General features: G+C 39.5%; 22 protein-coding genes. 16 read left to right on the forward strand and 6 right to left on the reverse strand.

Annotated features, from left to right (window positions below):
- Nucleotides 1-59 precede the first annotated feature (59 nt).
- From DQ356_RS03385 to DQ356_RS03435, 11 genes are all read left to right on the forward strand, one after another.
- Nucleotides 60-431 (forward strand): hypothetical protein, encoded by a 372-nt coding sequence (locus DQ356_RS03385; protein WP_114303050.1) that lies wholly within the window; start codon nt 60-62, stop codon nt 429-431.
- Nucleotides 432-755: 324 nt separating this feature from the next.
- A complete protein-coding gene (locus DQ356_RS03390; protein ID WP_114303051.1) occupies nt 756-1130 on the forward strand; it encodes a hypothetical protein in 375 nt (124 codons plus the stop codon).
- 38 nt (nt 1131-1168) lie between these two features.
- Nucleotides 1169-3499 (forward strand): T9SS type B sorting domain-containing protein, encoded by a 2331-nt coding sequence (locus DQ356_RS03395; protein ID WP_114303052.1) that lies wholly within the window; start codon nt 1169-1171, stop codon nt 3497-3499.
- A 160-nt stretch (nt 3500-3659) separates the two neighbouring features.
- A complete protein-coding gene (gene dnaB, locus DQ356_RS03400) occupies nt 3660-5255 on the forward strand; it encodes a replicative DNA helicase (protein WP_114303053.1) in 1596 nt (531 codons plus the stop codon).
- A gap of 17 nt (nt 5256-5272) precedes the next feature.
- Entirely contained in the window at nt 5273-5755 is a 483-nt protein-coding gene (gene rnhA / locus DQ356_RS03405) for a ribonuclease HI (RefSeq protein WP_114303154.1), read from the forward strand.
- Between the two features lie 70 nt (nt 5756-5825).
- Nucleotides 5826-6449 carry an NAD(P)H-dependent oxidoreductase gene (locus DQ356_RS03410; protein ID WP_114303054.1) on the forward strand — a complete coding sequence of 208 codons (624 nt, stop codon included), beginning with the start codon at nt 5826-5828 and terminating at the stop codon, nt 6447-6449.
- A 63-nt stretch (nt 6450-6512) separates the two neighbouring features.
- On the forward strand, nt 6513-8108 hold the full coding sequence (gene nadB, locus DQ356_RS03415) for an L-aspartate oxidase (RefSeq protein WP_114303055.1): 1596 nt from the start codon (nt 6513-6515) through the stop codon (nt 8106-8108).
- A gap of 23 nt (nt 8109-8131) precedes the next feature.
- Nucleotides 8132-8995 carry a carboxylating nicotinate-nucleotide diphosphorylase gene (nadC, locus tag DQ356_RS03420; RefSeq protein ID WP_114303056.1) on the forward strand — a complete coding sequence of 288 codons (864 nt, stop codon included), beginning with the start codon at nt 8132-8134 and terminating at the stop codon, nt 8993-8995.
- An 88-nt stretch (nt 8996-9083) separates the two neighbouring features.
- Nucleotides 9084-9521 carry a hypothetical protein gene (locus DQ356_RS03425; RefSeq protein ID WP_114303057.1) on the forward strand — a complete coding sequence of 146 codons (438 nt, stop codon included), beginning with the start codon at nt 9084-9086 and terminating at the stop codon, nt 9519-9521.
- Nucleotides 9522-9537: 16 nt separating this feature from the next.
- Nucleotides 9538-10530: an aspartate-semialdehyde dehydrogenase gene (locus DQ356_RS03430; RefSeq protein WP_114303058.1), complete on the forward strand. Its 993-nt coding sequence runs from the start codon at nt 9538-9540 to the stop codon at nt 10528-10530.
- A gap of 60 nt (nt 10531-10590) precedes the next feature.
- Nucleotides 10591-11589: a cation diffusion facilitator family transporter gene (locus DQ356_RS03435; RefSeq protein WP_114303059.1), complete on the forward strand. Its 999-nt coding sequence runs from the start codon at nt 10591-10593 to the stop codon at nt 11587-11589.
- 8 nt (nt 11590-11597) lie between these two features.
- Here the strand turns inward: DQ356_RS03435 and DQ356_RS03440 are convergent, their stop codons facing one another.
- Both DQ356_RS03440 and DQ356_RS03445 read right to left on the reverse strand, forming a co-directional pair.
- Nucleotides 11598-11912 (reverse strand): DUF2752 domain-containing protein, encoded by a 315-nt coding sequence (locus tag DQ356_RS03440; RefSeq protein WP_228420619.1) that lies wholly within the window; start codon nt 11910-11912, stop codon nt 11598-11600.
- Between the two features lie 55 nt (nt 11913-11967).
- Nucleotides 11968-12267 (reverse strand): CD225/dispanin family protein, encoded by a 300-nt coding sequence (locus tag DQ356_RS03445; RefSeq protein WP_114303061.1) that lies wholly within the window; start codon nt 12265-12267, stop codon nt 11968-11970.
- Between the two features lie 150 nt (nt 12268-12417).
- On the opposite strand from DQ356_RS03445, the gene DQ356_RS03450 reads away from it, so the two are divergent.
- Together DQ356_RS03450 and DQ356_RS03455 are read left to right on the forward strand one after the other, a co-directional pair.
- Nucleotides 12418-14691 carry an aconitate hydratase gene (locus DQ356_RS03450; protein ID WP_114303062.1) on the forward strand — a complete coding sequence of 758 codons (2274 nt, stop codon included), beginning with the start codon at nt 12418-12420 and terminating at the stop codon, nt 14689-14691.
- A 215-nt stretch (nt 14692-14906) separates the two neighbouring features.
- A complete protein-coding gene (locus tag DQ356_RS03455; RefSeq protein ID WP_114303063.1) occupies nt 14907-17069 on the forward strand; it encodes an outer membrane beta-barrel protein in 2163 nt (720 codons plus the stop codon).
- 240 nt (nt 17070-17309) lie between these two features.
- Here DQ356_RS03455 and DQ356_RS03460 read toward each other — a convergent pair whose 3' ends face one another.
- From DQ356_RS03460 to DQ356_RS03475, 4 genes are read right to left on the reverse strand one after another with little or no spacing between them, the layout of a single operon-like run.
- Nucleotides 17310-18002, reverse strand: a complete 693-nt coding sequence (locus DQ356_RS03460; RefSeq protein ID WP_114303064.1) for an RluA family pseudouridine synthase — start codon at nt 18000-18002, stop codon at nt 17310-17312.
- 12 nt (nt 18003-18014) lie between these two features.
- Nucleotides 18015-18344, reverse strand: coding sequence for a hypothetical protein (locus DQ356_RS03465; RefSeq protein WP_114303065.1), 330 nt, complete (start codon nt 18342-18344; stop codon nt 18015-18017).
- Nucleotides 18345-19160 (reverse strand): 3-methyl-2-oxobutanoate hydroxymethyltransferase, encoded by an 816-nt coding sequence (panB, locus tag DQ356_RS03470; RefSeq protein ID WP_114303066.1) that lies wholly within the window; start codon nt 19158-19160, stop codon nt 18345-18347.
- A gap of 33 nt (nt 19161-19193) precedes the next feature.
- Nucleotides 19194-19907, reverse strand: coding sequence for a Crp/Fnr family transcriptional regulator (locus DQ356_RS03475; RefSeq protein ID WP_114303067.1), 714 nt, complete (start codon nt 19905-19907; stop codon nt 19194-19196).
- A gap of 91 nt (nt 19908-19998) precedes the next feature.
- Between DQ356_RS03475 and DQ356_RS03480 the strand changes: the two genes are divergently transcribed.
- The 3 genes from DQ356_RS03480 (at nt 19999) to ccoN (ending at nt 24971) form a co-directional block, all read left to right on the forward strand.
- Nucleotides 19999-22380, forward strand: a complete 2382-nt coding sequence (locus DQ356_RS03480) for a heavy metal translocating P-type ATPase (protein ID WP_114303068.1) — start codon at nt 19999-20001, stop codon at nt 22378-22380.
- Nucleotides 22381-22497: 117 nt separating this feature from the next.
- Entirely contained in the window at nt 22498-22704 is a 207-nt protein-coding gene (ccoS, locus tag DQ356_RS03485) for a cbb3-type cytochrome oxidase assembly protein CcoS (RefSeq protein WP_114303069.1), read from the forward strand.
- Between the two features lie 5 nt (nt 22705-22709).
- Nucleotides 22710-24971, forward strand: coding sequence for a cytochrome-c oxidase, cbb3-type subunit I (gene ccoN / locus DQ356_RS03490; RefSeq protein WP_114303070.1), 2262 nt, complete (start codon nt 22710-22712; stop codon nt 24969-24971).
- Nucleotides 24972-24996 lie beyond the last annotated feature (25 nt).

Below are 24996 nucleotides of genomic sequence, written 5' to 3' on the forward strand. Positions count from 1 at the left end.
TTACACTAAAAATCTGCTTTTCTGAAAAAAATTTATAAATTTGAACAAACAAAATAGTTATGAGATTATCTTTATCTGCCAAATGCATTCTAATAACAGGCGCATTTCTGTTTTCTTCCTGTGCAACAACTAAGTACTCTTCCGATATGAAAGAAAATAATTTTGCTAATCTGCGTTCCGGAAGGCCTTATACTTTTAAACTGAAAAACAGTACCGTATCCAAAAAGATGATCTTTTCGAACTTAACGAAAGACAGTATTATTGGGTATTCAAAATCAGACAATTCCACCAGAATTGCGATTGCAAAAGCCAACGTAACCGAATCCAAAGATCTGAAGAAAGCTACGATACAAACGGCCGCTATTGCGATAGGAGCAGTAGGAGCGGCTGCCATCATCATCAGCAGTAGCAGAGCTACTAAAAACGAATAAGCTTTTACATTACTGTTCAACAAGTGAACAATTTTGATATTTAGTTCCCACCCTAAGCCATTGCTTGCGGTGGGAATTTATTTATGTGAACATTTTCATTTTAATCAGATTCTAGTTCATACTTCTGAATGAATGAATGAACACACCGTTTCTTATTCCTATCCTCTACATTGTTAACTTTCGGAAACCTTCATTATTAACGTAAAATTAATTATGAAGTATTTAAGATGAGATTGCGTGGACCTTATATTTAATAGAATGGCCTGAAATATTTTGTTTATCTTACTTTTAATATCTACTTTTGATAAGATAAATATTATTATTATGAAAAAAAATCTCTTTATTTTACTTCTCTGTTTAGGTTTCGTAGCTCATGCGCAAACTTCATTTGATTCGAAAATTAAGGAAAAAACCGCAAAACTGGATCGCGCTTCCACTGTGGAAGAATACGACATTTTGTTTGCTGAATTTTCCGAACTTGTACGGACGGACCATCCGAACCGTTGGCAGGCTTACTATTACGCAGGATTTACTCAATACAAAAAAGCAGAAACCCTGATGAAAGCCAATGACAAAAGCGGTGCTATTGAAGCGAACGGATTGGCTTATAAATATGCCAATGGAAACGCAGAAAATCTGAAACCTGAAGTGAAAAAACTACTTCAGCAAATTTTAGATCAGAAAAAAAGACTTCAGTAATTTTTTACTTTTTTACTTAATTAATTATCTCTTTTACTATGAAAAAAGTTCTATTTTTCTTATTATTTTTCGCCGTGTTCGCCCAAGGACAGTCAGACTGTATCAGTGCGATTCCAGTTTGTGGCAATTCGAATATTTCTTATACCCCAACCGGACCAGGAAATATTATTGAAGATCTTGGAGGATGCCTTACAGGAGACGAACATTATTCAGTCTGGTATTCCTTTACCATTGCCGATCCCGGAACGCTGACCATGACCATTACGCCTAATGGAAATGCAGATTATGATTGGGCTATATACGGACCGAATGTAACGTGTGGAAGTTTAGGTGCGCCGATAAGATGTTCCTACGCAAGTACTGCAAGCGGATATTTAACCGGGATGAACACTACTGCTACGGATACCTCCGAAAGTGCAGGCGGCACGAATGTTGACGGATGGGTACAACAACTTACTGTAACTGCTGGTCAGACTTACTATCTTGTGGTAGATAATTTTTCTCAAAACGCCAACGGTTTTCAGTTGACCTGGGGTGGCACGTCATCATTGGCTTCACCTTTCAATGATCCTGCAATTCAACCAAATCCTTTTGTAGAACCAGGGCCGGCACAGGACGGAAACGTTCTAATATGTGTAACGCCTACAGTGTTTGATTTTTCGACACTATCTGCTCAAATAATCAATGGAAACCCGAACTTCTTTGTGAGCTACTACACCAATACTAATGATGCAATTACAAACACCAATCCTATTGTGTCGCCAATTTCTGTAACTGCGGGTACAACGTATCATTATGCCATTTATTATGTGGATCCTGCTAACCCAAATAACCCAATCAACAAATGTCGGGAATATGGAACACTGACTTTTGTTTCAGGAGCCATCACGGTTGGCAACCCCACAATATATGCTTGTAATAACAACAATGTCGGCATAGGAACTTTTGATATTACCACAGCAACTACTGCAGTTTATGCGGATCCTACCGCAACTGTAGTCTATTATACTACTCTATCAGATGCACAAAATAATATAAATCCGATCACGAATCTTACCAGTTATGAAACACAGCCTCGCCAAATTTTTGCAAAAGTTACCACAACACAAGGCTGTATCAACATCGCAACAGTTACCTTAGCATTATCCCCATTACTTCCTGTAACTAATGCGACTATTAAGGCCTGTCATGACAATAATTCTGGAGTGGCTTATTATGATCTTACTACAGCAAATGTGTATTCGGATGCAAATGCTCCAAAAAAGTTTTTCCCAACCCTTACAGATCTTTTGAACGGAACAAATCAAATTACGAATCCGCAGCTATATATGAGCGCAGAAGGCAATGTGTATGTAGAAATTACCGGAGCACAGGACTGTAAAAATTATGCAACAATTACCTTGGAATTTTATCCTGTTGTACCAACGCAGGAAGCTACGCTAACGGAATGCTTCCTTCCAGATACACCTCAAAAAGCGGAATTCGATCTTACAACAGCAGTTGTAACCACTCAAATTCCAAATACGAAAGCCTTCTACTCATCACTTCAAGATGCAATAAACAATACCAATCAGATTGCGAATCCATATGTGTATGAATCCATTGCAACCGCCGTATACGCAAGAGTCTACAGTGCAGATGGCTGCTGGAATATTGCAAAAATAAACCTCAACATCACACCACCTAAATATTCAGAAGTTTTAAAAGACAAAATAATCTGTATTGAAAGCCGCACAACATTGGATGCCGGAGATGGTTTCACTTCTTACTTATGGAGTAATGGCGAAACGACACAATCTATTTCCAATGTCACTGTAGGAGAATATTGGGTAGATCTTACCAGTGACGGATGTGTTACCAGACAGACGGTAAAAGTAATTGCAGCTGCAAATCCCGTGATTAACGCTATTGATATTACAAACAATACCATTACCGTTACTGTAAACGGGGGCAGCCAACCGTATCAATATTCTTTGGATAACGTAGTTTGGCAAACTTCAAACGTATTCGAAAATGTGAAACGAGGCCAGAATACCATTTATGTGAAAGACAGTTACAACTGTACGCCCGTAATGGTAGAAGTAACGGTTCCGAATCTCATCAATGCCATGACTCCGAATGATGATGGCATCAATGATGTACTGGATTACTCCGAACTGCATTATAAAAAAGATCTGACGATATCTATTTTTGACCGTTACGGAAACAAAATCCATACAGCCAATAAGAATAACTTCTATCGTTGGGACGGAAGAACTGGAAATAAGAAAGTTCCAACAGCAACTTATTGGTACACCATTTCATGGACAGAACCTGTTACCAACGCCAAGACCCAATATACAGGATGGATTATGGTGAAAAACAGATAATAAAATTTTTATTTCAGAAAAAGATCACCTTCGACTTTCCGAAGGTGATTTTTATTTATCAACATACTTAGTTTTGATTTACAATCAGTTAACTCAATATTCAAAGCATTGTTAGTTATTCAAATTCGCCATACTTTATAAAAAGAAGTATCTTTGCTGCATGGCTCATAAAGAAACACTTTCTTCCCTTATTCACGGAAATTTTGCACGCGAACTTTCAATTTCAGACGGTAAAATGCCTCCCAATGCCATAGATTTTGAACGCTTGGTGATCGGCACTTTCCTGATTGATAAAAAAGGACTGGATTATTCTATTGATCTTCTGCAACCCGATGTTTTCTATGATCCCAGACATCAAGTTATTTTTGCCATCATCCAGAAAATGTATCTGGAAAACCATCCTGTCGATATGGTGACGGTGATTAACGAATTAAAAAAAGAAGAAAAACTCTCACAAGCCGGCGGCGATGCTTATATTATTGAACTGACCCTTGGTGTTTCCTCAAGCGCTCACATTGAATATCATGTCCGCATTATTCTTGAAAAATACATTCTCAGAAGCCTGATCAATATTTCGGCAAACGTGATAGACAATTCTTACAAAGAATCTACCGATGTTTTTGAACTGTTGGACAAAGCCGAACAAAGCTTTTTCGACATTACCAACGGAACCATCAAAAAAGGCTTCGATACCGCCAATTCTTTAGTAAAACAAGCCATCGAAACCATAAAATCTTTGAAAGACAAAGAAGGGCTTTCAGGAGTACCATCCGGATTTAAAGGTTTGGATAAAGAAACCGGAGGCTGGCAAAATTCAGACCTCATCATTATTGCAGCCCGTCCTGCAATGGGAAAAACGGCCTTCCTTTTATCAATGGCCAGAAATATTGCCGTAGAACATAAAATTCCACTGGCACTTTTTTCCCTGGAAATGGCATCTGTACAACTTATTACCCGAATGATCGCTTCCGAAACCCAGATTTCTTCGGATAAATTGAGAAAAGGAACCCTGACGGATGAAGAATGGACTCGCCTTTTTCACAATGTTTCTGAACTGGAAAACGCACCACTTTATATTGACGAAACCCCCTCGCTTTCGGTATTCGATTTTCGGGCAAAATGCAGAAGACTCGTCATGCAGCACGGTGTAAAAATTATTATGGTGGATTACCTTCAACTGATGACAGCCAACAGCGGAAACAAAAGTTCCGGAAACAGAGAGCAGGAAATTGCTACTATTTCCCGTTCTTTAAAAGCGATAGCCAAAGAATTGAACGTACCCGTTATCGCGCTTTCTCAACTCTCCAGAAGTGTGGAAAACCGTCCGGGAAAAAGGCCTCAACTTTCTGACCTCAGGGAATCCGGAGCCATCGAACAAGATGCCGACATTGTGTCCTTTATCTTCCGCCCGGAATATTATAAAATTGCACTTTGGGATAATGATCCTGAAAACGAACAAACATCCACAGAAAATCAGGCGGAACTCATTATCGCAAAACACAGAAACGGAGCTACGGCGGATGTACGGCTTTCTTTTTACAAAAGTTTTGCAAAATTTGCTGATCTCGATGCGTTCGGAACAGGTTACGGTTATCAACCTTCCAGTTTTGGGCAGCAGGATGAACCCAGCGGTTTTGATAAAATAAGGACCACGATTCAGCCCGGCGCAGCATTTGATTTGCCTGATAATACAGGATTCAGCGGACTTTCCGGCTCTTCGATGAATGATCTGGACGATGATGATTTTCTATACTAAAAATCAGAATTTTGAAATTGAGAATCGATATTTATACGGATGGTGCTTGTAGCGGTAATCCCGGAAAAGGCGGATATGGAATCTTGATGCGCGTTCCTGAAAAAAAATATGAAAAGCGATTTTCAAAAGGATTTCGTAGGACGACCAATAACCGAATGGAATTGCTGGCTGTAATTACAGCTTTAGAGAAATTAAAATCGGATCAGAACGATATTCATATTTATACCGACAGCAAATATGTATCCGAAGCAGTGCATCAGAAATGGATTTACGGATGGGCGAAAAAAGGTTTCATTAAAGTAAAAAATCCTGATTTGTGGAAACGTTTTTACGAACTTTACAAAAAACACAACCCTACTTTACACTGGATTAAAGGACATTCAGGCCATCCTGAAAATGAAATTTGTGATCAATTGGCGGTTGCAGCGTACAAATCAGATCAGCTGGAAATTGACGAAAACTTTGAAAATCCTTCAGATTCCGGACTATTCACACCATAAATCGTATTGATAGATAATCAGCTGATAGGTTGGAAAGAATCTGCTCATTTGTTTTCCGTATTTTTGTAGGATGAATTATTTAGAAGCACTTCAGAAAAGATATTCGGTAAAAAAATTCAACCAGGAAAAGATTCCGGCGGATATTCTCAGAAACATTTTACAGGCAGGAAAACTCTCTGCAAGTTCTCTGGGTCTTCAACCGTATAAAATTTATGTAGCGGAAAGCAAAGAAATTCTGGAGAAACTACAAAGTGCTTTTTATAATCCTTCTCAAATTTCCACCTGTTCGCATCTCATTATTATTGCAGCTAAAAATCATATTGAAGATCATTATATTGACGGATATTTCAGGCATATCGCGGAAATTCGCAACGTGGAACTGGAAAGCTTGGAAGGTTTTCGGAAAAATATTGATGGTTACCGAATGGCTAAAAAAAACAATATGGCGGACTGGAATGAAAAACAAGCTTATATCGTCCTTGCCAATATGATGTTTGCAGCCGCTTTGGAAAAAATAGACAGTTGTCCGATGGAAGGTTTCAAACCGGGAAAAATTGAAGAAATTCTGGAATTGGATACGAATAATGAACGCATTTCAGTTACATTGGCTTTGGGATACCGTGCTGAAGATGATGCTTTTCAGCATAACAAAAAAGTGCGGAAAACAGATGAAAAACTGTTTAAATTCTTATAAAAACCCTCACATCACCCGATTTGTTTTATTACATTTGAATATTAAAATACAAAAACCCAGCAGATGACCGAAGCAGATGTATTGGTAATAGGCTCCGGAATTTCCGGATTATCTTATGCAATAAAAATTTCAGAGCAGCTTCCTGATACTAAGATTACAATTGTAACAAAAGCGGATGAAGGTGAAAGCAACACCAAATATGCTCAGGGCGGATTGGCTGTAGTTACAGATTTCGATAAAGATAATTTTCAAAAACACATTGATGATACCATGCGCGCCGGTGACGGTGAAAATGAACGCTCCATAGTGGAAATGGTTATCCAGGAAGGGCCGGCAAGATTTCAGGAACTGGTGAACTGGGGAACACGTTTCGACAAAGGAAACGATGGCGATTATAAATTAGGAAGAGAAGGCGGCCATACTGAAAACCGAATTGTTCATCACAAAGACATCACTGGATTTGAAATTGAAAGAGCCTTGCTGAAAACAGCGAACCAATCGCCCAATATCCAAATTCTGGATCATCATTATGTGATTGATATTATTACTGATCATCATGTTCCGGGTAAACCTTTCGATAAAAAAAACATCAACTGTTATGGTGCTTATGTGCTGGATCAGAAAGATAAAAAAATAAAGAAAATTACAGCCAAAATTACTTTGGTAGCTACCGGAGGAGCCGGGCATGTGTATAAAAATACAACCAATCCCTTGATAGCAACTGGAGACGGAATTGCCTTTGTACACCGCGCCCGCGGAAAGGTTTCCAATATGCAGTATTATCAGTTTCATCCTACTGCAATGTATTCTAAGCGCGACGGAATGCTCTTTCTGGTTTCAGAAGCGTTGCGTGGCGACGGAGCCAAACTTCGCACCAAAAACGGAGAGCCTTTCATGCATAAATATGACGAGCGGGAAGAATTGGCTTCGAGAGACATTGTAGCCAGAGCTATTGATAATGAACTCATTACACGAGGAGAAGATTATGTAGGTTTGGATTGTCGAAATATGGACAGAGAAAAGTTCATCGAACATTTTCCGAATATTTACAAAAAATGCATCGCAGAAGGCATCGATCCTTTCCAACAGCTGATTCCGGTGGTTCCGGCCTGCCATTATTTGATGGGCGGAATTGATGTGGACAGAAACGGACAAAGTTCTATCAATTATCTTTTTGCCGTTGGCGAATGTACCAATTCCGGGCTTCATGGCGCTAACCGACTGGCCTCCAATTCATTATTAGAAGGGTTGGTTTTCGGACATAACGCCGCTATGAAATCGGTAGAATATTTAAAGAATGATGTATTTAATTACAATGATCTTTCTCAAATCCCGGAATGGAATGATGATGGAATGAAAATAATGGACGAAATGGTACTCGTGAGCTATCTCAGAAAGCAGCTTCAGGAAATGATGAGCGATTTAGTAGCCATCGTAAAGAGTAACAATAGACTGGAACTTGCCAAAAGAAAACAGCAAGAAATCTTTGAAGCCGTAACCGAATTGTACAATTATTCTATTCTTTCCCCACAGCTTTCGGAACTCCGGAATTTGGTGAATGTTTCTTATCTTATCATCAAACATTCTTTGCAAATGAAGGAAAATAAAGGATCTTTTTACAATAAAGATCTGGCAAATAAACCCTTGACCATCATCTAATCATCTCTGAATATTTTAATAAAATGAAGAAACCAAGCTACATTACCCATAAAGCATTACAGAAATTCATACAGTTAGCATTGGAAGAAGACCTTCAGGAAGGCGACCACTCTACACTTTCCACTATACCGAAAGACTTGATACAGCAGGCTCAATGCATTATCAAAGAAGAGTGTATTGTAGCTGGAATTGCTCTCGCAGAACAAATTTTCAAAACGCTCGACAAGAATGTTTCCGTAGAAATATATATTAAGGACGGCGAATCTGCCAAGGCAGGAGATATTGCCTTCACTGTTACAGGAAAAGCTCAGGCCATCCTTCAGGCAGAAAGATTGATGTTGAATTGCATGCAGCGCATGAGCGGAATTGCCACATTAACACACGACTGGGATTCACGTTTGGTAGGAACAAAAACCAAATTGCTGGACACCAGAAAAACAACACCCAATTTTAGAATTTGTGAGAAATGGGCGGTAGCCATCGGTGGCGGAACCAATCACCGGTATGGATTGTACGACATGATTATGCTGAAAGACAATCATATCGATTACAACGGAAGCATCACTAATGCCGTAAAAATGTGCAAAGAATATCTGAAGAAGAATAAAAAGAAATTGAAAATAGAAGTAGAAACCCGGAATCTGGAAGAAGTTCAGGAAGCTATTGACGCCAAAGTAGACCGAATCATGCTGGATAACATGACCGTGGCCATGATGAGAAAAGCAGTAAAACTGATAGACGGCCGTTGTGAAACCGAAGCTTCAGGAGGTGTTACGAGAGCAATGTTAAAAGAGATTGCCGCTACAGGAGTCGATTATATTTCTGCCGGAGCCCTCACGCATTCTGCAAAAAATATCGACATCAGCCTAAAAGCAGTGAGACAATAACTGGAGAGTCGGCTTATTTGCAGGCATTATAGTTCGACAATTCCAATGGGATTTTTTATCTTTGTCAGCAAACATTAAAAAATTTATTATGGATTTCAATCTAATGCTAAATGCCCACCGCGGTTTCGCGTATTTGATTCTTCTATCCTCTGCACTATTCATCATCGCTTTATTGATGGTGATGTTTGGATATTCGGGTAAAATCAATAATTTCCTTAGAAAATCAACTTTATTTACGATGATTTTCTTTCACACTCAGGCGATCATAGGACTGGTAATGTTATTTTTCTTTTCTCCCGGATTCAAACAAGCTACAGAAGCCGGAACCCTGATGAAAGATGCCGTAGCAAGGAATACCTATGTAGAACATCCTTTTGCAATGATTGTTTCCGCAGTATTGCTGACTATCCTGAACAAGAAATTTAAAACCAACGACAAAATGCAGATCAGCTGGGTCATCATGGCGGTGATCGCTTTAGCACTCATGTTCTGGGCATTCCAGTGGAACAGGCTTTTTGGAGCTTAATTTTTCTTAAATAAAAATGAAAGTAGCGGTAGTAGGAGCCACAGGAATGGTAGGGCAGGTGATGTTGAAAGTATTGGAAGAACGAAATTTTCCGGTTACTGAATTAATTCCTGTAGCTTCAGAAAAATCTGTAGGTCAAAAAATATCTTTTAAAGGTGAAAAATATGCTGTAGTTTCTATAGAGGATGCGGTTCTGAATAAACCTCAAATTGCTTTATTTTCAGCTGGAGGAGAAACTTCAAAGAAATGGGCTCCGGAATTTGCAAGAGCAGGAACTTTCGTTATTGATAATTCATCGGTCTGGAGAATGGACCTTGATAAAAAACTGATCGTTCCGGAAATTAATGCTGATATTATTGAGAAATCAGATAAAATTATCGCCAATCCCAATTGTTCCACCATACAACTGGTAATGGTGCTGCATCCGCTCAATCAAAAATACAATCTGAAAAGAGTGATTGTTTCCACATATCAATCGGTTACCGGAACAGGAAAAGCTGCAGTAGATCAAATGAATGCAGAAATGAAAGGAGACTACAGTGTGAAAAAAGTGTATCCTCATGAAATATTTAAAAATGCACTTCCACAATGTGACGAATTTTCGGACGAGGATTACACAAAAGAAGAATGGAAACTAATGAAGGAGCCCATGAAAATCCTGCAGGACGATACTTTCACCCTTTCTGCTACGGCAGTGAGAGTTCCCGTGCAGGGTGGCCATTCTGAAAGTGTTAATATTGAATTTGAAAATGAATTTGATCTGAATGACGTGAGAAAAATTCTCTCCGAAACTCCGGGAGTTCAACTGATGGATGAGGTAAAAAGTGGAATTTATCCTACCCCACTATTTGCTGAAGGAAAAGATGAAGTTTTTGTCGGGAGAATCCGACGAGATCCATCGCAACTCAAAACGCTCAACCTCTGGATCGTGGCAGATAACCTCCGAAAAGGTGCAGCTACCAACGCAATACAGATTGCCGAACATCTCATTGAGAAAAAAATAGTATAATGAAGTCCCGCATCCAGCGGGATTTTTTTGTTAGAAATCTCAAACTTTAAACTTCCAGATATGGAAATTAACAAAACAGATCACCGGAAATTTTCGCTACAAAGAAATATTGCTGTGGCAGGTTTTTTCCTGTTTATTGCCAAACTGTATGCGTGGCACATCACCGGTTCTGATGCTGTTTTTTCAGATGCCATGGAAAGTATTGTGAATATCATCGCAGCTTTCATGGGACTTTATTCACTGTATCTTGCCGCCAAACCTAAAGATACGGATCACCCTTACGGTCATGGGAAAGTAGAATTCATAACTTCCGGAGTAGAAGGAGCCCTTATCATTTTCGCCGGAATCATGATTATTATTGAATCTACAGATTCTCTACTGCACGGAAACACCCTGAAAGAGCTGAATTGGGGAATTCTCATTATTTCGCTTACCGCAGCGGTCAACTATTTTCTTGGGTATATTTCCTACAAAAAAGGAGTAAAAGAAAATTCGCTGGTTCTGCAAAGTTCAGGCAAACATTTGCAAAGTGACACCCTTACTACAGGAGGCGTTGTACTCAGTCTGATTCTGGTAAATTATACCGGGCTTTTTTGGCTGGATGCTGTGGTAGCCATTGTCTTCGGAGGATATATTATTTTTGTAGGGTATAAAATTATTCGGAAATCTCTGAAAGGAATTATGGATGAAGCGGATCTCAGAATGGTGTCCGATATTGCAGAACTTCTCAACAAAAAGCGGAAACGGGAGTGGATTGATGTTCATAATCTCAAAATTCAGCAGTACGGAAGCAGGTTGCATATCGACGGACATATCACGCTTCCTTGGTATTTTGAACTAAGAGAAGCGCATTCTGAAATGGAAGAAATGATCAAATGCATAGCGAAAAATACAGATCGTCCTGTAGAATTTAATTTTCACATGGACGATTGCAAGCCTTTCTCATGTGAAATTTGCCAGCTTTTTGAATGTCAGGTTCGACAACGGCCTTTTGTAAAAAAAGTAGAATGGACTGTGGAAAACATTGCTCAGCAGGATAAACATACGGTAAACGACTAAAAATCTAGCTATAAATTTCTTATCACGAAATAAAGCAGAATAATGCCCAGCACAATTCGTATGGCATACTGCCCGAATAGCGCTCTCCTCATCCGAGGATATTTTTCAGCAATTTCCTTTCTTTGAAAAATAATTCCTAATCCTACATAAGGAATCGCGGAAATCAACAGCGGATTGTAGCGAAAAGCTTCAGCAATATTAAAATGCAGCAATTCGTGGAAAGCTCGCTGTGCACCGCAACCAGGACAATCCAATCCCGTCGCAAATTTAAAAGGACATTTCAGGAAAAAAAATTCTTTACTTGGATCTACAGTGTAATACACAAAAACTGCGACCGTTAAAAAAACTGAAATCAGAAAATAAACAAGAAATTTATTTTTAAACCCCACCTGCTATTGCCGAAAAAATTAATGCGCCATACATCAGCATAACTCCAATAATGCCCATTGCACCTAGAATCAGCGTAACCAAGGCAAGAATTTTTGCAGTATTTGAATCCTGATGAGCACCATCTATATCGCCTTTATAAAATTTAGCTTCAACCTGTGCGGAATACCAAATCCCGATGACTCCCAAAATATTACAGCAAAAGAGTGTAATGAGAATATTTTCAATAAGCCATGTTCTGGGAGGTACGGTAGATTGATAATTGGCGTGAGGTTCATTTTGAATTTCCATACGGTAATATTTTTTGCTAAAAATACATCTTTTTCAGTATAGATCGTTAACATATTATTTATAAACAATCTAAATGAAACGAATTGGCAATCCACTTAAATTTTTCGTATTTTTGAAATCCAAAATTCAGCTAATAAAAACATCTATAATATGACTTTTGATATTGATATGATCAAAAAGGTGTATGAGCGTTATCCCTCCAGAATAGAAGCTGCAAGGCAAGCTGTAGGCAAGCCTCTTACCCTTTCAGAAAAAATTCTTTACACCCATCTTTGGCAAGGGAATGCAACCCAGCCTCACGAAAGAGGAAATTCTTATGTGGATTTCGCTCCGGATCGTGTCGCCATGCAGGATGCCACAGCTCAAATGGCATTGCTACAGTTCATGCAGGCTGGAAAAGCAAAAGTAGCCGTACCATCTACAGCTCACGCGGATCACCTTATTCAGGCAAAAGTAGGTGCAGAAAAAGATTTACAGGAATCCATTAATAAAAACTCCGAAGTTTTCAATTTTCTGAGCTCCGTTTGTGAGAAATATGGAATTGGATTCTGGAAACCAGGTGCCGGAATTATCCATCAGGTAGTTTTGGAAAATTATGCTTTTCCCGGCGGAATGATGATTGGTACCGATTCGCACACCGTAAATGCAGGCGGACTGGGAATGGTAGCCATCGGTGTGGGTGGTGCAGACGCTGTAGACGTAATGGCGGGAATGGCCTGGGAACTGAAAATGCCAAAACTGATCGGTATAAAACTTACCGGAAAACTCAACGGATGGACTTCTGCTAAAGATGTGATCCTGAAAGTGGCCGGAATCCTGACAGTAAAAGGCGGAACCGGCTGCATCGTTGAATATTTCGGCGAAGGCGCGCAATCGCTTTCAGCAACCGGAAAAGGAACCATTTGCAATATGGGTGCAGAAATTGGTGCAACCACTTCTACTTTCGGTTATGATGATGCCATGAGAAGATATCTTTCAGCAACCGGAAGGCAGGATGTAGTGGAGGCTGCAGACAAAATTGCGGAACACCTAACCGCCGATCCTGAAGTGTATGCCAATCCAGAATTATATTTTGATCAGGTTATTGAAATAAATCTGAGCGAATTGGCACCTCACTTAAACGGACCTTTTACACCGGATCTTGCTACTCCTGTTTCTGAATTCAGAGCTAAGGCAGAAGCCAATGGATGGCCTTTAGATGTAGAATGGGCGCTGATTGGCTCCTGTACGAACTCTTCTTACGAAGACCTTTCCCGCGCTGCTTCCATCGTAGAAGATGCAGTAGCAAAAGGTGTGAAACCGAAAGCAATCTTGGGAATCAATCCAGGTTCTGAACAAGTAAAATATACCGCCGAAAGAGACGGCTTTATGGATTCCTTCAGGAAATTCGACAATACACGAATATTTACCAACGCTTGTGGACCGTGCATTGGACAATGGGACAGAGAAGGTGCTGAAAAGGGAGAAAAGAACTCTATTATTCATTCCTTTAACAGAAACTTTGCGAAAAGAGCAGACGGAAACCCAAACACGCACGCCTTCGTAGCTTCTCCAGAAATGGTGGCTGCTATAGCGATTTCAGGCAGACTGGATTTCAACCCAATTACGGATTCCCTAACGAACGCATCTGGTGAACAGGTAAAACTGAATGAGCCAACAGGTTCTGAACTTCCGGAAAGAGGATTTGACGTTGGCGATAACGGATATCAGGCTCCTTCGGAAGACGGATCTGCAGTTCAAGTTATTGTAAATCCCGATTCCGACAGACTTCAACTATTGGAACCTTTCCAGCCTTGGGACGGAAAAAACATTGAAGGAGCAAAAGTTCTCATCAAAGCTTTTGGAAAATGTACCACCGACCATATTTCTATGGCTGGCCCATGGTTAAAATACAGGGGACATTTGGATAATATTTCGAACAATATGCTCATTGGTGCCGTGAATGCCTACAATATGGAAACAAATCACGTGAAAAACCAACTGACGGGAGAATACGGCGAAGTTCCTGCGGTACAAAGAGCTTATAAAGCAGCCGGAATTCCTTCCATTGTGGTCGGTGACGAAAATTATGGTGAAGGTTCTTCGAGAGAACATGCAGCCATGGAGCCAAGGCATTTGGGTGTATCAGCGGTTTTGGTGAAATCTTTCGCAAGAATCCACGAAACCAACTTAAAGAAACAGGGAATGCTGGGGTTAACTTTCGAAAACAAAGATGATTACGACAAAATTCAGGAAGACGATACAGTCAATTTCCTGGATCTGGATCAGTTTGCGGTCGGAAAACCATTAACGTTGGAATTCGTTCATGCAGATGGAAGCAGAGATATTGTGGTTACAAACCATACTTATAACGACCAGCAAATCGGATGGTTCAAAGCCGGTTCTGCACTGAATTTGATTAAGCAAATGCAAATGGGCAACTAAGAAAAATTAGAATTTTTTAAATACCAAATCCTTCAGGCTCTGCTCTGGAGGATTTCTTTTTGAAGATCTTGTATTGTTCCATTGAATAATATAAGGTTTATTAAAGATTACCTTAATTTTTCATTAAAAATAATATTTTTTAAAATGAGGAAATTCGTATTTCTTTGTAACAAAAAACAGAAATCACTGTCTAATAGTTTTAGACTTTAAAGAACATGAAACTCCACAAAATTACCGCTGCATCCTTATTTTTAATTTCAAATTTCTGGTTTTCTCAGGAAAAACCCAAAGTTGAAAAGGAAACCAAAATAGAGGAAGTCACCATTATCAAAACAAAAAAAGCGGTTGAACAAAAAGCTGACAGAACGATTTTTGATTTCTCGGAACAACCACATTTGAACAGCGGAACTGTAATGGAAGGCGTGAAAAAACTTCCGGGATTGGTGGTGACCGACATTGCGGGTATGATGTATCAGGGAAAACCGCTGGACGTTTATATGGACGGCCGCCCGCTAAATATCAGTTCCAACGAACTGAACGGTTTTCTGGAAGGTATGCCGGCCAACGCCGTGGAACGAATTGAGATCATTACCCAACCGGGCGCAGAATTTCCGGCTACTTCCGGCGGAGCGATCATGAACATCATCACGTCCAAATCGGCGAAAAATTATCTTTCCGCAACGTATTCAGGGAATTACAATTTCACCAATTACGACAAACTTCGCAGCCGCACTAATAATTCTCTGAACCTGAATGCCAAAAATAAATATTTCGGTTGGCAACTGAATATCGGCCAAAATTATAGAGAAAGTATGATGGCAACCAATATTGATGATCTTTCCGCTACAAATACGGACGGAAGAAGGCGCGGTTATTTCGCAAAAGGCGCGCTCACCTTTGATATGGGCCTAGACAGACTGCTTTTGAATTACGATATTTACCAAAATGATAACAGCAGCCACATCCTGAGTACTGGAAGATATTTCGGAATGCCTTATCTTTCCGATGACGATTCGGAATCCAATAGTTTGCGTCAGGATGCCGTCGCCACTTATCAAAAACGTTTTGATGATCCTTCCAAAAAGCTCGATTTCAAATACAATTTCACCAGTTCTGTTTCAGATTTCAATCAGGCCAACCGTTTGCAAAACCTGAACGTACTGGAAAACAAGTCGACAATGAATATTTCAACTTTTAAAATTGATTATTCCCAACCTTTGCAGCTTCTGGACGAAGGGAAAATAAGCATCGGGGGATTGTATGACCATCAACATTTGGAAACAGAAAGCCGCGGAATTACCAATCTCAATTACCGGAGACAAACTGCCGCTACCTATCTGGAACTGCAGGCTAAACTGAATAAATTTGATTTTATCTTAGGAACCCGAGCCGAAGATTACGACATTTCCGGGACTACGAGATCTTCATTAAATGCTACCGAAGAAAAACTACATCCGTTTAAAAAATTCAGGCTTTTCCCCAATGCGAGTATTCAGTATAATTTTATGAATCAGGTTTATCTTGCTTTGAATTATAACAAAAAAATAAGTTTGCCCGGAATTTCTTCGCTCAACCCGAACAACGTCACATATCAAAATCCGAATTCTGTAACTACTGGAAATCCAAACCTACAGCCTACAATTTTTGATAATTTTGAAGCCAAAATTTCTGCCTTCGATTATGCTTTCGTGGGATACAGCATGAATGTTGCCAACAATCAGGTAGTGCAAATGGTGACCCGCGAAACTATGACCGATCCTATCACCGGACTTTCCAACGATTACATCGTGAACAGAAATATGAATGTTTCGGAAGTGCGAATTCATAATTTTAATGTCGGGCTTCCCATTCCGTTCATGATTTTTACAAAACCTTTCAGCGAGATCATGAAGTTTGATTTTAATCCCGATAAAATCAATTTTATGTACCTGTACGCAGCATATCAGAAGCACGAACTTCCTGATCTGGATACCAAAGGTTTTTGGCTGTTCAATATCATGTCTCAGGTGATTCTCCCGAAAGATATTAAACTGGTAGCCAATTACTCTCTAATTCCTACGGGTGCCAATTATTATTATTTTGAAACCGTAAAACCCATCGGAAACTCAATAGACATTACCTTTTCTAAAAAATTCATGAACGACAGGCTGAATGTTTCCATTTTTGCCAACGATATTCTGAACGGCCAACAAATGGTATTGCGCTCTTTAGCACAGCAGCCTTATCCGGTTCTGGGAAATAAATACGACAGCAGAAGTTTCGGAATTTCAGTGAATTATAAAATTCCAACAAAAAATAAACTGGCGAAAGAAGCGCCCAATTTGCTGAATCAGGAGAAGAAAGAAGAAAATGGCGGAATCATCACTCCGGCGCAATAGATATTTGACATTTCAACAGTTTCTGTTCTATGATTATTTTTAATATAATTGTAAAACTAAACTTCTGAAATGAATCGAATTTATTTTAAATATCTTTCGGTGGCTTCCGCAGTATTGGTCATCATTTCAATAATTCTTGAGATAAATATTTTGACCATCATTTCACTTCTGGTAACCTTCTTATTAGCCGTAGTTTTACAATTTAAAAGAGAAAAGAAAGCTGAAATAACGAAATTAATTTCACTCACACGCTTTCCAAAGCGGATCGTGCTGAGGAACCGGAGCAGTAATTTCAACAGGTTCTTTGGTAACGGGATGAATAAACCCCAGCGTTCGGGCATGAAGAGAAATACTTCCGTCAGGATTGGAACGCGGCGCACCATATTTCAAATCTCCCTTTACAGGAACGCCAATTTTGGAAAGCTGCGCCCGAACCTGATGGTGCCGTCCTGTTTCAAGATCAACTTCCAATAGCTGATAATTTTCCAAAGTTCGAATGATTTGATACGTTAAAACCGCTTCTTTTGCACCTTCGGTCTCTTTAGGAAAAACGACCGATTTATTATTTTTCTCATTTTTTCTGAGGAAATGCGTCAGTTTCTGGGTTTGAGGAATCATTTCTTTCGGAACAATAGCCCAATAGGTTTTCTTAATTTCCCGGTTTTTCACCATCTGCGTAAGTCGGGAAAGTGCCTTGGAAGTTTTGGCATACATCACCAATCCGGAAGTAGGCCTGTCGATTCTGTGAACCAATCCCAAATAAACATTTCCGGGCTTGCTGTCGCGGATTTTTATAAAATTTTTAATAGAATCCAGCAATGGTTCGTCACCGGTTTTATCTCCTTGCACCAGCTGTCCGGCTTTTTTATTAATGACCATAAGATGATTGTCTTCATAAACAATCTGATGGCTGCTAAATTGTGTATCGTACATTTCTCGAAAAAACTATTGCTGTCTCGGAATTCTGGGCCTATTAAAAATAGAAATCACAACACCTGCTAACAACCCGATGGTTTTCATCGCATCAAAACGGCTGTCTGTAGGAATAAGAGCACCGATAATACAAAGTGCTGCAGACAAATACATTGGATAGATGAAATTGCGGTTAGAAAGTGTGGGCGCCATTAGAATAAAACTGATTCCAATTAAAATAAAGAAAATTTTCTGGTATAGAAATTCATTAATTTCGGGAGAAAAGAAGTTGAACCAGCCCGCAAGCAGACAGACAAGTGCGACCAGAGAAATGATGGCTTGTAGAGTTTGTTTATTTTTCATTTAATAACTTTCATTTTCATTAGGAAACCGTACTTCTTTCACGTCCTGTACATATTGCGCTACAGCTCCCGTAATTTCTGCATACAGATTCAGGTATCTTCTCAGGAATTTCGGGGAAAAATCTTTGTTCATGCCCACCATATCGTGATACACCAGAACTTGTCCGTCACATTCGGAACCGGCTCCGATTCCGATGGTAGGAATAGAAATACTTTCCGAAACTTTTTTAGCAAGATGGGCAGGTATTTTTTCGAGAACTAAAGCGAAACAGCCTAATTCTTCAACCAGCTTTGCATCTTTCAGAAGTTTTTCGGCTTCATCATTTTCTTTTGCGCGCACTTTGTACGTCCCGAACTGGTAAATAGATTGCGGCGTAAGGCCCAAATGTGCCATCACGGGAATTCCTGCATTAACAATTTTGCGGATGGAATCTTCTATTTCTGCACCGCCTTCTATTTTTACGGAATGGGCACCACCTTCTTTCATCATGCGAACTGCAGATTCCAAAGCTTTTTCCGGATTACTTTGATACGTTCCAAAAGGAAGATCGGCAACTACCAAAGCTCTTTCCACTCCGCGAACAACACATTGGGTATGATAAATCATTTGATCTAGTGTGATGGGAAGTGTTGTTTCAAAACCGGCCATCACATTGGCGGCAGAATCACCGACAAGAATGGCATCAACTCCACCGGCATCCAACATTTTAGCAGTCGTGAAATCATAAGCAGTAAGCATGCTAATCTTCTCCTTATCAAATTTCATTTTCCGCAGCGTCTCTGTGGTGATTTTTTTGATTTCAGAATGTACCGACATTATTTTAAATTAATTTTGGGAAATAAAGGAAAATCAAAGTGTTACGTGTCCCAGTTTGATGAGTTTTTCGTGATTCAAAATCTTTATATTTCTTCCTTCTGTTTCTATAAGGCTGTCCTGTTTGAATTCGGAAATAAGACGAATGGCACTTTCAGTTGCGGTACCGATAATATTGGCGATTTCTTCTCTTGTTAATGAAATATTAATGAAACCTTCCGGATCTGTTCCCAATTTCTGTTCCAGAAGAAGGAGAATCTCGGCGAGTCTTTCGCGAACGGTTTTTTGAGCAAGAAAAGTAATGGTATTGGAACTTTCTCCCAATTCGAAAGCTACTTTCTGGAGCATGACAAAGGACAATTTTCCGTCTACTTCCAGAAGATGCATGAAGAGATCGGAAGGAATCATCAGCGCTTCAATATCCGTCATGGCTTCCGCTTTTGCCTGAAAATTTTCACCACATAACAATGAACGATACCCGATCATGTCTCCATCTTTTATAAATCTAAGGATTTGCTCTTTTCCGTAAGCACCAAGTTTTGAAAGCTTGGCGGTTCCGTTCTCAATATAAAAAACCGTTCTTGGGGTTTCCTGTTCATCGAACATCATTTCGCCTTTTCGAAAACTTACTTTCTCTACAGCATTTTTATAACGTTGAAAATCCTCTTCTGATAATCTTTCTTTAAAAGCTTCATCATTAAAAATCTGCTTCAGGCTCTGGTCGATCATGATCTGTTTCTCGTGGGACATTTTTATGACATTTATCAGCAAAAATAGACTTTTTATACCGGAAAGACAAAGTTATTTGCCCTATTTTTGTGGGTCAATTTATAATCAGAAAGTGTCGGAGAATTGTTTCCATTGCGGGCAAAATATAGAAAAAGAGCGCATTAGCTTTGATGAGAAGGTTTTTTGCTGTACAGGATGCCAATCGGTGTACGAAATCCTGAACCTGAACAATCTTGAGAACTTTTATGCGATGAATAAAAGTTCCGGGATACGGCCTGATGACAGCACTCACGAATTTGACTATTTAGACACTGCTGAAATCTTCAATCGGGTTACAGATTTTTCCGAAGGCAACACAACGGTGGTCACTTTCAAAATCCCTGTGATTCACTGTTCTTCCTGCATTTGGTTATTGGAAAGCCTTTCCACGCTGAATCCTCACATCCGGTTTTCGCAAGTTAATTTTACCCGAAAAACACTTCAAGTTTCTTTCAGCCATCAGGAACTGAAACTCAGCGAACTGGCAAAATTCTTAGCAAAATTAGGGTATAAACCGGTGATTAATCTGGAAACTGCCGATAAAAAATCGGAAAATCTGGATAAAACACTTTTGATAAAACTGGCCATCGCAGGATTTGCTTTCGGAAACGGAATGTTTTTCAGTTTTCCGGAATATGCCAATGAAATTCTAGGCCTGAACGACTATTGGATGGACCGGTATAAAAATCTGTTTCGTTTCATCATGTTTTTGTTGGCAACGCCTGTTGTTTTCTATTCCGCATCAGATTATTTCAGATCAGCTTTGTTTGGTTTAAGAAATAAAATTATCAATATTGACGTTCCCATCGTTCTGGGAATCATTGTTTTGTACGGAAGAAGTATTTACGAAGTGGTTACCGATTACGGCCCAGGATATTTCGATACACTTTGCGGCCTGTTGTTTTTCATGCTCTTAGGAAAAATATTTCAGAAAAGAACTTACAGCGCACTTTCTTACGATCGGGATTATAAATCCTTCTATCCTATTGCCGTTACGAAAGTTGATTTCAACGGAAAACAGGAAAACATTCTTCTTTCAGAACTATCTGTGGGAGACCGTATTATGGTGCGAAATCAGGAGATTATTCCGGTAGATGGTATCCTAATTAGCGGGGAAGGAAATATTGACAATAGCTTTATCACGGGAGAAAGTTCCACAGTTCCCAAGAAAGCAGGCGATAAAATTTTTGCCGGCGGAAAACAAACAGGTTCGGTACTGGAACTGGAAGTTATTAAAAATGTAGATCAAAGTTACCTTACCCAATTATGGAATAAAGAGGCTTTCAAAAAACACGAAACCGGACTGGATACACTGACCAATAAAATAAGCAAGTATTTCACCATCATTATAATAGGAATAACCATAGCTGCCGGAATTTACTGGAGCACTGTGGATTTTGAAAAAATGTTTCAGGTGGTTTCTGCCATTTTGATTGTAGCTTGTCCTTGCGCATTGGCACTGTCCGCACCGTTTACTTTGGGACATATTATGAGAATTCTCGGAAGGAATAAATTCTATGTGAAAGATACCCTGACGATCGAGAAACTGGCAAAAATACAAACCATTGTTTTTGATAAAACCGGAACCATTACTCATAACAAAAGATCAGACGTTCATTATGAAGGAAAAGAAATTGAAGAATTTGATTTTCAGATTATAAAATCGTTGTTGAAAAACTCCAATCATCCTTTATCGAAAGCGTTGTATGAGTTTATTGAAACTGAAGATAGATATTATCCTGCCGAAGATTTCAACGATATTCCAGGCAAAGGATATTCTGCCAAAGTTCGCGGCGTAAAATACAAAATAGGGTCCGGAAGTTATAACGGGCAGGTTTCCAGAAATCATGAAACCGCTGTATATATAAGTAGAAATGAAGAATTTCTTGGAAGATTTATTTTCAAAAACGAGTACCGTTCCGGATTGAAGCAATTGTTTTCGAATTTGAACGAATACAAGATTCACATCCTGAGCGGGGACAACAGTTCTGAAGAAAAAAACTTGAGAATTACTATTCCTCGAGCCACAGGAATGGCCTTCAATCAGGATCCGGAAAGCAAACTGAACTACATAAAAACATTACAAGACAAGGGCGAAAAAGTGGCCATGCTGGGCGACGGACTGAATGACGCAGGCGCACTGAAACAGAGCGATGTGGGTATTGCAGTAGCGGATGACACCAATTCATTCACCCCTTCTTCGGATGTTATTATGAACGGGCAAAAAGTCGTGGAACTGAATAAATACCTGAGTCTTACCAAAGATGCGATGACGATTGTAAAGTTCACTTTTGCCATCAGTTTTGCATACAATGTTGTAGGGCTTTCTATTGCGGTTTTAGGATATATGTCACCGCTTGTAGCAGCGATTTTGATGCCGATAAGCTCCATCACTGTTGTGGCATTTACCTCAGCTGCTACTTGGTTAAGGAGTAGAAAATATTTCAGTATTTAAAGAGCTTGCAGCGTCTTATTTAGATAGATTTTAAATTACCCTTATTTTGGGTTTAGTGATTAATATCATTATTTTTCCTTAAATTTGGGGTCTTATATATTTTAATTTTGCATTGCTATGGAATTACTCTATTTGATGATCCTTTGCAGTGTTTCTTTAGCGGTAATATTTTTAATTATCTTTATTTATAACGCCAGAAAAGGACAGTTTGATGATGATGAATCTCCAGCAGTCCGGATCTTGTTAGATAAAGATAATCCTGATGAAAGAGACGAACAGGGAGAAGAAAAAGATAGAAAAAAGAAAAAGATAATTAGTGATTAGATACTATGGAAACACAAAAGTTTAGTTATGATAACAGTATAGTTCGAGCGTTTCTTTATGCTACCGTCGTTTTTGGTATCGTAGGATTTCTGTTTGGGCTTACTGCTGCATTAATGTTATTTTACCCTGAACTTCCTGAATATTTTCTGGGAACCGATGATGATACGATCAAAAGTTTAGCTGCCGGAAATATTGAAGGATTGATCAATTCCCAAGGAGCTTTTGGTTTCGGAAGGATCAGGATGATTCATACCAGCGCGGTAATTTTCGCATTTGTTTGTAACGGTTTCTTTGCTGGAGCTTATTATTCAATACAAAGATTGTTAAAAACCAGAATGTGGAGCGATACACTTTCTTGGATTCATTTCTGGGGCTGGCAATTGATGATTGTAGCTACGGTGATCACTTTTTTCATGGGAATCAACACTTCCAAAGAATACGCAGAACACGAATGGCCTATCGATATTCTGATCACGGTAGTTTGGGTAATCTTCGGGATTAATATGTTCGCTACCATAGCAGTCCGCAGAGTCCGACATTTATATGTAGCTATCTGGTTCTACATTGGAACCTGGGTTGCGATTGCGATGCTGCATATTTTCAACAACTTGGAAGTTCCGCTTACCTTTACCGGCTGGAAATCCTACTCTGCTTATGCGGGAGTGAAAGACGCCTTGGTACAGTGGTGGTACGGTCATAATGCCGTAGCATTCGTACTTACAACACCAATTCTTGGGTTGATGTATTACTTCCTTCCCAAAGCCGCAGACAGACCTGTTTTCTCTTATAAACTTTCCATTATTCACTTTTGGTCATTAATTTTCGTCTATATCTGGGCTGGACCTCACCATTTACAATATACTGCACTTCCTTCATGGGCGCAGGCCTTGGGAACAGGATTCTCCATTATGCTAATCGCTCCTTCGTGGGGTGGAATGCTGAACGGACTTCTAACATTGAGAGGTGCCTGGGATAAAGTAAGAGAAAATCCGGTATTGAAATTCTTTGTAGTTGCGATTACCTGTTACGGTATGGCAACTTTTGAAGGCCCTATTTTGGCAACAAAGACACTTAATAAAATTGGTCACTTTACCGATTGGGTTATTGGACACGTACATATTGGCGCATTAGGCTGGAACGGTTTCATGACCTTCGGGATGATCTACTATCTCCTTCCTATTATGTGGAGAACCAAGCTTTGGTCTGTAAAACTGGCCAACTGGCACTTCTGGCTCGGAACATTAGGAATTATATTTTATGCCGTTCCTTTATACATTGCCGGATTTACCCAAGGTTTGATGTGGAAACAGTTTAATCCGGATGGAACACTGGTTTATAAACAATGGTTAGATACAGTAACTGCCATTATTCCTTATTATGTGATGAGATTTGTAGGCGGTCTGTTGTATATCATCGGAGCAATCCTGATGTGTATTAACGTTGTTGCTACCGTAAGATCAGGATCTTTCCAAAAAGAAGTTCATGCAGAAGCACCTGCTCTTGCTAAAATCAGTAAAAAAAGAAAAGAAGGCGAAGGTGCACACCTTTGGCTGGAAAGAATGCCAGTTTACCTTTCCATATTGGCTTTTATCGCTGTAGCGATTGGAGGTGCGGTTCAGATTATTCCAACGTTAACAGTGAAGGAAAACGTTCCTACCATTTCTGCCGTAAAGCCCTACTCACCACTGGAATTGGAAGGCCGGGATTTATATATCAGAGAAGGTTGTAATTCCTGCCACTCTCAGGTGATCCGTCCTTTCCGCGATGAAGTAGTAAGATTTAACGGTAAAAACGGGCAGTATTCCAAAGCAGGCGAATTTGTTTATGACAGACCTTTCCTTTGGGGATCGAAAAGAACCGGACCCGATCTTCACAGACAAGGTGGCAAAAACCCAAGTTCTTGGCATTATAAACATATGTATAACCCAAGATCAACTTCCGCAGGCTCTATTATGCCACGTTATCCTTGGTTAATTGCCAATGATTTGGACAGATCACAAACGGTAGATAAAATACGTTTCATGAAAAATGTTTATGATGTGCCGTATTCCAAAGCAGAAATAGATTCGGCCACACAATGGGCAGACAATCAAGCAGCGAAAATTGTAAAAGAAATCTTTGATGAAGCACCTGATTTGAAATCGGCTTATGCTACAAGACCGGAAGGTGAGCTCAATAAAAAAGAGATTATCGCTTTAATTGCTTATCTGCAAAGGCTTGGAACAGATATTAAAACCACTGAAATTAAGACAGCAAGTAATAACTAAAATTTCATAACCAAAGAAAAGCATT

Origin of the sequence: Chryseobacterium lacus (assembly GCF_003336205.1) — a bacterium.
In the GTDB taxonomy this organism is placed as follows: Bacteria; Bacteroidota; Bacteroidia; order Flavobacteriales; family Weeksellaceae; genus Chryseobacterium_A; species Chryseobacterium_A lacus.

Excerpts from the sequence above, each read along its gene's own strand:
- DQ356_RS03395 (WP_114303052.1), top strand. The coding sequence starts at position 1,169 with ATGAAAAAAGTTCTATTTTTCTTATTATTTTTCGCCGTGTTCGCCCAA.
- DQ356_RS03430 (WP_114303058.1), top strand. The coding sequence starts at position 9,538 with ATGAAAGTAGCGGTAGTAGGAGCCACAGGAATGGTAGGGCAGGTGATG.
- nadC (WP_114303056.1), top strand. The coding sequence starts at position 8,132 with ATGAAGAAACCAAGCTACATTACCCATAAAGCATTACAGAAATTCATA.
- DQ356_RS03450 (WP_114303062.1), top strand. The coding sequence starts at position 12,418 with ATGACTTTTGATATTGATATGATCAAAAAGGTGTATGAGCGTTATCCC.
- dnaB (WP_114303053.1), top strand. The coding sequence starts at position 3,660 with ATGGCTCATAAAGAAACACTTTCTTCCCTTATTCACGGAAATTTTGCA.
- DQ356_RS03475 (WP_114303067.1), bottom strand. The coding sequence starts at position 19,907 with ATGTCCCACGAGAAACAGATCATGATCGACCAGAGCCTGAAGCAGATT.
- DQ356_RS03435 (WP_114303059.1), top strand. The coding sequence starts at position 10,591 with ATGGAAATTAACAAAACAGATCACCGGAAATTTTCGCTACAAAGAAAT.
- DQ356_RS03460 (WP_114303064.1), bottom strand. The coding sequence starts at position 18,002 with ATGTACGATACACAATTTAGCAGCCATCAGATTGTTTATGAAGACAAT.
- DQ356_RS03385 (WP_114303050.1), top strand. The coding sequence starts at position 60 with ATGAGATTATCTTTATCTGCCAAATGCATTCTAATAACAGGCGCATTT.
- DQ356_RS03390 (WP_114303051.1), top strand. The coding sequence starts at position 756 with ATGAAAAAAAATCTCTTTATTTTACTTCTCTGTTTAGGTTTCGTAGCT.
- DQ356_RS03445 (WP_114303061.1), bottom strand. The coding sequence starts at position 12,267 with ATGGAAATTCAAAATGAACCTCACGCCAATTATCAATCTACCGTACCT.
- ccoN (WP_114303070.1), top strand. The coding sequence starts at position 22,710 with ATGGAAACACAAAAGTTTAGTTATGATAACAGTATAGTTCGAGCGTTT.
- ccoS (WP_114303069.1), top strand. The coding sequence starts at position 22,498 with ATGGAATTACTCTATTTGATGATCCTTTGCAGTGTTTCTTTAGCGGTA.
- DQ356_RS03455 (WP_114303063.1), top strand. The coding sequence starts at position 14,907 with ATGAAACTCCACAAAATTACCGCTGCATCCTTATTTTTAATTTCAAAT.
- DQ356_RS03465 (WP_114303065.1), bottom strand. The coding sequence starts at position 18,344 with ATGAAAAATAAACAAACTCTACAAGCCATCATTTCTCTGGTCGCACTT.
- DQ356_RS03410 (WP_114303054.1), top strand. The coding sequence starts at position 5,826 with ATGAATTATTTAGAAGCACTTCAGAAAAGATATTCGGTAAAAAAATTC.
- panB (WP_114303066.1), bottom strand. The coding sequence starts at position 19,160 with ATGTCGGTACATTCTGAAATCAAAAAAATCACCACAGAGACGCTGCGG.
- DQ356_RS03425 (WP_114303057.1), top strand. The coding sequence starts at position 9,084 with ATGGATTTCAATCTAATGCTAAATGCCCACCGCGGTTTCGCGTATTTG.
- nadB (WP_114303055.1), top strand. The coding sequence starts at position 6,513 with ATGACCGAAGCAGATGTATTGGTAATAGGCTCCGGAATTTCCGGATTA.